Source organism: Actinophytocola sp. (assembly GCF_036555685.1).
Lineage (GTDB): Bacteria > Actinomycetota > Actinomycetes > Mycobacteriales > Pseudonocardiaceae > Actinophytocola.
Genome location: NZ_DATBKY010000185.1, coordinates 25,794 through 36,246 on the forward strand (window position 1 = coordinate 25,794; position 10,453 = coordinate 36,246).

At 72.7% G+C, this 10,453-nt stretch carries 9 protein-coding genes; 3 read left to right on the top strand and 6 right to left on the bottom strand.

The window, feature by feature from the left end:
• Window positions 1-2: 2 nt before the first annotated feature.
• The 5 genes from VH969_RS17840 to VH969_RS17860 form a co-directional block, all read right to left on the bottom strand.
• Complete coding sequence (locus tag VH969_RS17840; protein ID WP_331975552.1) at window positions 3-587, bottom strand: hypothetical protein; 585 nt, start codon at window positions 585-587, stop codon at window positions 3-5.
• 105 nt (window positions 588-692) lie between these two features.
• The gene (locus VH969_RS17845; RefSeq protein ID WP_331975554.1) at window positions 693-1,169 is read right to left on the bottom strand and encodes a hypothetical protein; all 477 of its coding nucleotides are present in this window, start codon (window positions 1,167-1,169) and stop codon (window positions 693-695) included.
• Window positions 1,170-1,220: 51 nt separating this feature from the next.
• A complete protein-coding gene (locus VH969_RS17850; protein ID WP_331975556.1) occupies window positions 1,221-3,887 on the bottom strand; it encodes a bifunctional acetate--CoA ligase family protein/GNAT family N-acetyltransferase in 2,667 nt (888 codons plus the stop codon).
• Window positions 3,888-3,903: 16 nt separating this feature from the next.
• Window positions 3,904-5,079, bottom strand: coding sequence for an acetoin utilization protein AcuC (locus VH969_RS17855; RefSeq protein ID WP_331975558.1), 1,176 nt, complete (start codon window positions 5,077-5,079; stop codon window positions 3,904-3,906).
• 82 nt (window positions 5,080-5,161) lie between these two features.
• Window positions 5,162-6,016: a sulfurtransferase gene (locus VH969_RS17860; protein WP_331975560.1), complete on the bottom strand. Its 855-nt coding sequence runs from the start codon at window positions 6,014-6,016 to the stop codon at window positions 5,162-5,164.
• 255 nt (window positions 6,017-6,271) lie between these two features.
• Between VH969_RS17860 and VH969_RS17865 the strand changes: the two genes are divergently transcribed.
• The 3 genes from VH969_RS17865 to galE all read left to right on the top strand — a co-directional run bounded on the left by VH969_RS17865 (window position 6,272) and on the right by galE (window position 9,221).
• Window positions 6,272-6,967, top strand: coding sequence for an iron-dependent transcriptional repressor DtxR (locus VH969_RS17865; RefSeq protein ID WP_331975562.1), 696 nt, complete (start codon window positions 6,272-6,274; stop codon window positions 6,965-6,967).
• 29 nt (window positions 6,968-6,996) lie between these two features.
• Window positions 6,997-8,193 carry a galactokinase gene (gene galK, locus VH969_RS17870; protein ID WP_331975576.1) on the top strand — a complete coding sequence of 399 codons (1,197 nt, stop codon included), beginning with the start codon at window positions 6,997-6,999 and terminating at the stop codon, window positions 8,191-8,193.
• A 65-nt stretch (window positions 8,194-8,258) separates the two neighbouring features.
• Complete coding sequence (galE, locus tag VH969_RS17875) at window positions 8,259-9,221, top strand: UDP-glucose 4-epimerase GalE (RefSeq protein WP_331975564.1); 963 nt, start codon at window positions 8,259-8,261, stop codon at window positions 9,219-9,221.
• Between the two features lie 9 nt (window positions 9,222-9,230).
• On the opposite strand, the gene VH969_RS17880 is transcribed toward galE, so the two are convergent.
• Complete coding sequence (locus tag VH969_RS17880) at window positions 9,231-10,277, bottom strand: DUF4192 domain-containing protein (protein ID WP_331975566.1); 1,047 nt, start codon at window positions 10,275-10,277, stop codon at window positions 9,231-9,233.
• Window positions 10,278-10,453: the final 176 nt, after the last annotated feature.

Sequence of the window (10,453 nt, forward strand, 5' to 3'; positions counted from 1 at the left end):
GCTCAGCGGCCGATGCCCAGGTAGATCGTGCGGTCGCCGAGCGGCTGGTCCAGCTTCACCGCGACCGGCCGGGGCGTCATCACGGCCGAGCACGCGCCGCCGTTGTCCGGCCGGTCACCCGGTTGCTGGTCCAGCGGACGCATGGTGATCTTGACGCCGTCGGCGGACTGGTCGACCACGACCGCCTCCGCGTCCGAGCAGCCGCTGCTGGCCGCGGCGAACATCGCGAGCGAGTAGCCGTCGTCGTACACCCACACGTCGCCGTGGTGCTCGTAGTAGGTCGGCAGGGCGCCGGCGTCGATCTGCGCGGCGGGCACCTGGGTCACCCCGTCGGCGACGACCACGTCGCCGGTGGGTGAGAGGGAGATCGGCGCGGCCGGCTGGCCCGGCTGACCCGACGGCGGGCTGGCGGGCGCCGGTGGCTTGGTCGACGAGGCACTCGGCGGCTCGACGGAGGCCGGCGACGTGCTGGCAGCGCTCGACGACGTTGCTGGTGCGGACCCACTGGCGGTGCCCGCGTCCTGGCCGCACGCGGTGAGCCCGGCCGCCGCGGCGAGAACGACGGCGGCGATGCGGAGTGCCCTCATGGTGTGAGGACGTTAGCCGCGGTCCGGACGGTTGCACACAAGGAGGGGTGCCCGGCCGCACAGGGGCGCGCGCGGCCGGGCACCTGGTGGGGAGAGGAGAGAGGTCTAGCTCTTGCGCTCCACGTTCTTCAGGACAACCTTGCGGTCGCCGAGCGGCGCCTTCAGCTCGGTGGTGAGCTTCGGGTAGCGCAGGTCCATGGTGCACGCCTGCGGCGCCTTCGGCGTGGTCTCGATCATCGTGACGGTGACCTGCTTCTCGGTCTCGGCGTTCTCGACGCTGGCCTTGCCGCAGCCACCCTCCTGGGCGACCACGCCGACGGTCATGCCGTCGTCCTCGGTCCACACCATGACGGGGTAGTTCTTCGACAGTGCCGTCGAGTCGATCTGACCTGTGGTGACCTTCTCGCCGCCGGACGGTGGGGTCCGCGCCGGCTGCCTGTCAGGTTGTTCCTGCGCCGGCGCCGACGTCTCGGTCGGGCGGGTGTCGCCACCCGCGTTGTCCTGGCTTTCCTGCTGGTTGGCGCAAGCGCTCGCGAGCAGGAGCAGAACGCCGGCGCCAACGACGGTTCCTAGGCGTTTCATGTGCAGAGGACGAGCCCCGGACCGCGCCGCGTTGCACCTATTTCCTAAACCCTACTTTCGTATGATGCCGGCGCCCAGCGACCGAAGCCGGCGCGGTCCGCTGTCCTGCAGCGACGGTGGCGGGCCGACCTTCACCCGGGCTCGCACCACCTGCGCACCGGCCGCGGTGGCGAGGATCGGCTCCATCGCGAGCCAGCGCACGCGCGGCACGTCCTCGGCGAGCGCGGCGATCCGGATGACCAGATCGGTGAGCGCGCCGAGGTCGGCGGGCTCGGTTCCGCCGTAGCCGGTGAGCAGCGGCGCGGCCTTCGGTGCGCGGACCAGTGCCGCGGCGTCGACGTCGGTCAGCGGCAGCGCGCGGTATGCCCGGTCGCCGACCAGCTCGGTGACCACACCGGACAGTCCGAACGAGACGAGCGTGCCGAACGACGGGTCGTCCTGGACGCCGATCGCGCAGCCGGTACCCCGCGGCGCCATGCGCTGGACGTAGACCTCCTCGGTGCCGGAGAGCTCGGTCATGTCCGCGTACGCCGCACGCACCGAGTCCGGAGTGGACAGATCGAGCCGGGCACCGGCCAGATCCGCGCGGCGCCAGAACCGCTCGCCGGTCGCCTTCACCGCCACCGGGAAGCCCAGCTCCCGCGCGGCCGTGACGGCCGCGTCCGCGCTCGTCGCCACGCGGTAGGGCACGACGTCGATGCCGTAGCTGGCGAGCAGCCGCACGGTCTCGTCGTCGGACAGTTCGTCCACACCGGACGCCGCGATCTCGCGTGCGGTGGCGGCGTCCACCCCCTCGGGGCGCACCAGCGCGCCCTTCGGTGCCGCGCGCCAGCTCGCGTAGCGGGTGGCGCGGGCAAGCGCGAGGACCGCGCGTTCCGGGCTCGGGTAGGACGGGATCGAGCCGCGGCCGGGCGCCCCGCCGGGCCCGGGTACCGCCAGCTCGTCCGGGATCCCTTCGGTGGCAAGGAACGTGGAGACGATCGGCTTGCGCTCGTCGGGGCCGAGGTCGGCGACGACGTCGCGGATGGCGCGCGCGTACGCGGTGCCGGGGATCGACAGCGGCGGCACGAAGACGACGACGAGCGAGTCGACGTCGGGATCGCGCAGCGCGGCGCGGACGGCATCGGCGAACACGTCCGGTCCGGCGGCCGCCCCGACGTCGACCGGCGCGCCGGCTAGCTCGAGTTCGCGAGACAGCGCGGCATCCGCGGCGAGCACGCCGATGGCCGAGGAGTTGCCGGCGATCGCGACCCGGCGGCCGCGCGGCAGCGGCTGGTGCGCGAGCAGCAGCGCGGTGTCGAAGAGCTGGGCGATCGACTCGACGCGGATGACGCCGGCCTGCTCGAACAGCGCGGCGACGCCGGCCTCGTCGACCTCGACCGAGGTGGCCGCGAGTGCCGGTAGCACGGCGTTGCGCCCGGACTTCACCGCGACGACAGGCTTGACGCGGCCGAGCCGGCGCGCGAGCCGGGCGAACTTGCGCGGGTTGCCGAACGACTCGAGGTAGAGCAGGACCACGTCCGTGGCCGGGTCGGTCTCCCAGTACTGGAGCAGGTCGTTGCCGGACACGTCGGCGCGGTTGCCGGCGGAGACGAACGTGGACAGGCCGAGACCGCGGGCGGTTGCGTCGGCGAGGATCGCGGTGCCGAGCGCGCCGGACTGGCAGAAGAACCCGGTACGGCCCCGGCCCGGGATACGCGGTGCGAGCGTGGCGTTGAGCCTCGTCCGCGGGTCGGTGTTGATCACGCCGAGTGCGTTGGGGCCGATGACCCGCATGCCGTGCGCGCGGGCCTCGTCGACGAGCCGGCGCTCCGCGCTCTCGCCGTGCGGGCCCGTCTCGGCGAAACCGGAGGAGATCACGACGAGCGCCTTCACGCCCTTCGCGAGGCAGGCGTCCATGACGTCGTCCATGCTGGCGGCCGGCACGGCGACGACGGCGAGGTCGACGGGGTCGGGGATGTCGAGCACGCTCGGGTATGCGCGGACGCCGCGGACGGATGCGCGCTCGGCGTTGACCGGGTAGACGGGACCGGCGAAGTCGGCGCGCAGCAGGTTGCCCAGCACCGCGTAGCCGATCTTGTCCGGGTCGGCGGAGGCGCCGATGAGCGCGACCGAGCGCGGGTGCAGCAGGTTGTGCACGCTGCGCGCTTCGGCGGCCTGCTCGCGGGAGCGGGCGACGGCGACGGACTCGTCGGTGGGGTCGATGGCGAACTCGAGGTGGAAGACGCCTTCCTCCATGGCGCGCGTCAGCTTGTAGCCGGCCGCACGGAAGACGCCGAGCATGCCGGAGTTCTCGGCGAGCACCTCGGCGACGAACGTGCGGATGTCGCTCTCGCGGGCCGCGGCGGCGAGGTGCTCGAGCAGGATGGGGCCGAGGCCGCGGTGCTGGTGCGCGTCCTCGACGACGAAGGCGACCTCGGCGGAGTCGGTGCCGGCCAGGTGCTCGTAGCGGGCGACGGCGATGATGTCGTCGCCGAGCTTGGCGACGAACGCGACCCGGTCGTGGTGGTCGACGGTGGTGAACCGTTGCAGGTCGCGCGGCGGGATCTGCGGGTAGGCGCCGAAGTAGCGCAGGTAGCGGGTGCGGTCGGACAGCCGGCCGTGGAAGGCCAGGATCGCGTCCGCGTCCGTCGGCACTACGGGTCGCAAGTGGACAGTGCCGCCGTCGGACAGCACGACGTCCGCCTCCCACGCCTTCGGGTAGTCGAACGGGTCCATGCCGCGGCCCCCGGCCTCAGTCTCTCGGGTCGTCCGGGTCCAGGCCGTGCAGGGGGAAGACGGCCCGCCGGGTGTCGCGGATCGTGCTGTCGACCCGCTCGTCGACAGTGCCGTCCCACGGCTCGAAGTCGGTGCTCTTCTTGTCTGTCATGGCGCCCGGCAGCTCGGCGCTCGGGGCGATCTCGTCCACGAAGTCCGTCCACTCGCGGGGAAGCGTCGTGCCCGGGTCGACCTCGCGGTCGAGCATCGTCGCGAGCAGGTGCGTCCAGGACCGCGGCACCACGCGCAGGAGCTGGTAGCCGCCACCGCCACAGGCGAGCCAGTTGCCACGGGCGAACTGCTCGGCGAGCTCGCGGACGGTGCGGTAGATCTGCCGGTGCCCGTCGACCGACAGCGACAATGAGGCGAGCGGGTCCTCGTCGTGCGTGTCCACGCCGCACTGGCTGACGAGCAACTGCGGGCGGAAAGCCTGCAGCAGCGAGGGAACGACCGCGTGGAACGCGCGGAACCACGCGCGGTCGTTGGTGTAGGGCGGCAGCGGAACGTTGACCGCCATGCCCTCGGCGCCCGGCCCGCCGGTCTCGTCGGCGAAACCCGTGCCGGGGAAGAGGGTCAGCGGGTTCTGGTGCAGGGAGATCGTGAGGACGCGGGGGTCGTCGTAGAAGGCGTCCTGCACGCCGTCGCCGTGGTGGACGTCGGTGTCGAGGTAGGCGATGCGCTCGAACCCGTTGTCCAGCAACCAGGAGATGGCGACGGCGGTGTCGTTGTACACGCAGAACCCGGCGGCCCGGTCGCGCATGGCGTGGTGCAGGCCGCCGGCGATGCTCGCGGCCCGTTTGGTGGCCCCGGATGCGATCTGCTTGGCCGCGAGAAGCGAGCTGCCGACCACCATCGCGGACGCCTCGTGCATCCGGTCGAAGATGGGGTTGTCCGGCGTGCCGAGCCCGTGGCCGACATCCCATCCGGCCATCGGCGCATCGCGGACGGCCGCGACGTAGCCGGAGTCGTGGATGCGCTCGATCTCTTCCAGGGGTGCTTCCTCGGGCACGAGCAGCTCGACCCCGTCGAGCACGCCGAGCGCCTTCGCCAGCCGGATCGTGAGCTCGAGGCGGATCGGATGCAGCGGGTGCTCGCCGCCGAGGTCGTACCCCAACAGAGCCGAGTCCCAGACGATCGCAGCCGGCGCAGTCATGCGGCCACCCTAACCGCGCTTTGGCCGCTCAGCCCGGTTACGAACGCCGCCCTGGCCTCCCCGGCCGGGACCCGATCGAGGGTCAGCCCGGGACGGCTCCCGTGGCGACCGGGCGGTCCGGGTCGCCGCTCCACTCCGACCACGAGCCCACATACAGTGCCGCCGGCTCGGCCGTGCTCGTGACGCCGGCCGCCTCGAGCGCCAGCACCACCGATGCTGCCGTGACACCCGAACCGCAGTAGGCGCCCACCGGGCGGTCCTCTCTCACCCCGAGGTCGGCGAACCGTTCGGCGAGCCCGGCCGCCGGCCGCCACCGGCCGTCCTCGCCGACATGGCCGGCGAACGGCGCGTTCACCGCGCCCGGGATGTGCCCACCCCGCGCGTCGATCGGCTCCACGTCGCCCCGGTACCGCTCCGGTGCCCGCGCGTCGAGCAGCACCCCGTCCCGCGCCAGCCGCGCCGCGGCCGACGGGTCCAGGACCGGCATGCCGCCCGCCCGCACGGTGATGTCGCCCGGCTCCGGGGCGGGTGCGTCGGTGCTGACCGGCCGTCCCTCGGCGGTCCACGCCGCGAACCCGCCGTTCAGCACCGCGACGCGCTCGTGGCCTGCCCAGCGCAGCAGCCACCACGCCCGCGCCGCGATCGACCCGTTGTCCGCGTCGTACACGACCACCGGCCGGTCGCCACGCACCCCGGCGGCCCGTAGCGTGCGCTGCAGGGCCTCCGGGTCGGGCAGCGGATGCCGACCGGCCGCACCGGGCGGTCCGGCCAGCTCGGTGTCCAGGTCGACGTAGACCGCGCCCGGCAGGTGCCCACGGTCGTAGTCCGCGCGACCGGGCGGGCCGCCCAGCTTCCACCGCACGTCGAGCAGGACGGGCGGATTCGCGCCGGCCAACGACGCGGCGAGCTCGGCACACGACACCAGCGGAGAAGTCACCGGCCCATTCTCGCGGACGTCCGGCGACCGCGTTCGGGCCGATCAGGCCCACTGCGTTCACCCTGTGCGACCACGACGCTGCTGCGGCTGGGCCAGCGACTAGCATGGTGTCGACGAGTCCGCGTAGCGACGTGGTGTGGCTTCACCCCAGGTGACTCTCGAGCCCTCACCCCGCTGTCCGGTGCCCCACCAGGCGGGGTGGGTGACCTCATCCGGACCCGACCGCGACCTTGTCCCGGCACGAAGGGGAATGGCGTGAACGAGCTCATCGACACCACCGAGATGTACCTCAAGACGATCTACGAGCTCGAGGAGGAGGGCGTCGTCCCGCTGCGCGCCAGGATCGCCGAACGGCTCGGGCAGAGCGGACCCACGGTGAGCCAGACCGTCGGCCGGATGGAGCGCGACGGGCTGGTCATCGTCGCAGGTGACCGCCACCTCGAGCTGACCGACCACGGGCGTGCACTCGCCGTCACCGTCATGCGCAAGCACCGCCTCGCCGAGCGCCTCCTGGTCGACGTGATCGGCCTGGAGTGGGAGCACGTGCACAGCGAGGCCTGCCGGTGGGAGCACGTGATGAGCGAGGCCGTCGAACGCAAGCTGGTCAAGCTGCTCGGCCACCCCACCACGTCCCCGTACGGCAACCCGATCCCCGGCCTGGACAAGCTCGGCGAGGGCGAGCCCGCGCCTCCTGTCGAGGCCGACCTCGTGCGGGTCGACGACGTCGCCCGCCGCGGTGGCGGCAAGGTCGAGATCCGCCGCATCGCCGAGCACGTCCAGCTCGACCCGGACCTGATGGCCGAGCTCAAGGACGTCGGCGTGCTGCCGGGCCAGACCGTCAACGTCGGCCCGTCCAGGGGAGACGGCAACGCGATCGAGATCAGCGGCGAGTCCAGCTCCGCCCATGTGCCGCCGACGATCCTGCACGCGGTCCTCGCCCGGGCCAAGTGAGCACCGACGACAGGACGGATGCGAACCAGGTGCCCGGCGCCGCCACGCGCGGCGGCGTCCCCGCCCGCGCCGCGAACGAGTTCACCCGCCTGCACGGGCACGGGCCCACCGGGGTCTGGTCCGCCCCGGGCCGGGTGAATCTCATCGGCGAGCACACCGACTACAACGACGGGTTCGTCCTGCCCTTCGCGCTGCCGTACCGGATCGCGGTCGCCGCGCAGGCCCGTTCGGACGGGCTGTTCGCGGTCACCACGGTCGGCGACGACGGTCGCCCGCAGCGTGCCGAGCCGGTGCCGGTGGGCGCGCTGGAGCCGCGTGGGGTCACCGGGTGGGCCGCGTACCCCTCCGGCGTGAGCTGGGTCTTGCGTCACCAGGGGTTCACCTCCGGGGCTGATCTGGTGGTCGTCGGCGACGTGCCGGCGGGGGCGGGTCTGTCCTCCTCTCATGCGTTGCAGTGCGCGACGGCGCTCGCGCTGCTGGGCCTGGCGGGGACCGAGATGGACCAGCCGGGTGCGCCCAGCCGGGCCGAGGTGGCCGCCTGGGTGCAGCGGTCGGAGAACGACTTCGTCGGCGTTCCGACCGGCCTGCTGGACCAGACCGCGTCGCTGTGCTGCGTCGAGGCCTGCGTGCTGTTCCTCGACGTCCGCTCGGGCGAGATGGAGCAGGTCCCGTTCGACGCCGCCGCCGCGGGCTTCGACGTCCTCGTGATCGACACCAGGGCTCGCCACTCGCACGGCGAGTCCGGCTACCGCGAGCGGCGTGCCGGCTGCGAGCGGGCTGCCGAGCTCCTGGGCGTACCGGCCCTGCGCGACGTCGAGCCGCCCGGACTCGACGAGGCGCTCACCCGGCTGCCCGAGAAGCTGCGACCGCTCGTGCGCCACGTGGTGACGGAGAACGACCGTGTCCGGAGCACGGTCGGGCTCCTGCGCGACGGGCGCCTCGCCGAGATCGGCGAGCTGCTCAACGCGTCCCACGACAGCCTGCGTGACGACTACCGTGTGTCCTGCCTCGAGCTGGACGTCGCGGTGGACGCGGCGCGCAGCGCCGGAGCCGTGGGTGCCAGGATGACCGGCGGCGGCTTCGGCGGTTCCGCGATCGCTCTGGTGCGCCAGGACGATCGGCGCATCGTCGGGGACAAGGTGCACGCGGCGTTCGCCGAGCGGTCGCTGCCGGCGCCGGGCCTGTTCACGGCGGTGCCCGCAGCCGGCGCCGGCCGCGACATCTGACGGACGTGAACGAACGGGCCTCGAGCAACCCGGGGACCCGCAGACCTGAGGAAGCGAGGACCGCGGTGAAGCTGCTCGTGACGGGCGGGGCCGGGTATGTCGGAAGCGTGTGTGCCGCCCGGCTGGTCGAGTCCGGACACGAGGTCGTCGTGGTCGACGACCTGTCGACCGGGCACGCCGACGCTGTGCCGTCCGGCTGCCGGTTCGTCGAGGCCGAGCTCGGCGACGCCGCCGGGTCGCTGCTCGCCGAAGGCTTCGACGGAGTCCTCCACTTCGCCGCCAAGTCACTGGTCGGCGAGTCCATGGTGGACCCTGCGAAGTACTGGTGGGGCAACGTCCACACCTCCTTGCGCCTGCTGGACGCCATCCGGGAGGCCGGCACGCCTCGCCTCGTCTTCTCATCGACCGCCGCGGTGTACGGCCAGCCGGAGCGGGTGCCGATTCCGGAGAGCGCGGCCACCCGGCCGACCAACACCTACGGCGCCTCCAAGCTGGCCATCGATCATGCGATCACCTCCTACGCAACCGCGTACGGGTTGTCGGCGGTGAGCCTGCGGTACTTCAACGTCGCCGGTGCCTACAGCGCGTACGGCGAACGGCACACCACCGAGACGCACCTGATCCCCCTGGTGCTCCAGGTCGCGCTCGGGCAGCGCGAGAGCATCCACGTGTTCGGCGAGGACTACCCGACCGAGGACGGGACCTGCATTCGCGACTACATCCACGTCAACGATCTCGCCGACGCGCACCTGCTGGCGCTGGAGAACGCCACGCCGGGCGAGCACCGGATCTACAACCTGGGCAACGGGATCGGGTTCTCCGTGCGCCAGGTCATCGAGGCCTGCCGGGCGGTGACCGGCCATGAGATCCCGGCAGAGACGAAGGACCGGCGCGCGGGCGACCCGGCGACGCTGGTTGCCTCCAGCGAGCTGGCCCAGGTCGAGCTCGGCTGGAAGCCCCGGCACGTGGACCTCGAGACCATCGTGCGGGACGCCTGGGAGTTCGCCCGCGCTCGCGCCGGCCGCTGACCTCGCGGGTCATCGTCCGGCCTCCTCGACGTTGACCTGCTCGGCCCAGGCCACGCTCTCCTCGACCATCGCGCGGAACCGTCCCGGCGGCATGCCGCGATCGATCGACTCCCGCAGCAGCAGGGCGAGGTGGTGGCCCGGGTTGGCGTCGAGCGCCACCTCCAGCGCCATGTTCGCGACCACGCCGTCGCCACGCAGGTAGGCGTGCACGGCGAGCAGGCTCGCCGGCTCGGCGCGTTCCGGTGCCGGTATCGCGCGGACGAGCACGGTCCACAGGCGCTCCGCCGCGTCCGCCTCGCCGGTGATCACGAGCGGCAGGCAGTTGTCGCGAACCAGCGGGTCGCACAACGCCTCCGCGAGCAGCACGATCCGCTCGTCCTCGAGCTCCGGAAGGGCTATCTCGGTGGTCTCGTCGAGCGCCGCCCGCACGGTGGCCCACTTCGCGCTGGCGTCGACGTCCACGGCCTGCCCCGTCCGCGCGGCCAAGAGCTGCGCGCGATGGGCCACGCGGTCCTCGGGGTCCGGCGCGAGATGCCCGGCCATCTCCGCCCGACTGCCGTAGCGGACCACCCCGGCGAGCACGTGGAAGACCGCGAACGACGAGCTTCGCGGGTCGCGGACCTGCCCGGTGCACTCCTCGTCCTCGTAGCACCACCACGTCTCGCCCTCCTCGATCGCGGGCACCCAGAGTGCGTGCACGGTCGGAATGTCGACCTCGCCGAGTTCGTGCGTGACCAGGTCGACCAGCCAGCGGTACGGCAGCTCCGGTGGGTCGGCCGAGCCGCCACCGATGACCACGGGTACGGCCACGTCGGGTTCGTTGGCGATCGTCGCGAGGCACAGCTGGCTCACCATGTCGGGTCCGTGCCGCGGTTCCGGCAGGTCCATGCGCACGGTGGCGCCGAGCTGGAGACGGTCGGTGACATGGAAGGTGACCAGCACGAAAGAGTCGGTCGGCGGGAAGCCGAGCATGCTGGGCAGCCCGGCGATCAACTCGCCGAGGTTGTCGAGGTATATCCCCTCGGTCGAGGACGGAGGGGCCGGTGGCGGTGTCATGTCGTCCACATTGCGCGGTGCCGGGGCAGTGTGGCGGCGACCGCGCCCGTTCTGTGGATAACCGGGTCGTTGTGGACAACCCGGCGTCAGCGCGCCGGTGAGGAGCGGAAACGTCGGTGCGGCCGGCTATCCTGCCGCGCCCCACGCGGCGGTGGGAGTGCCGGCGCGTCGCGCCG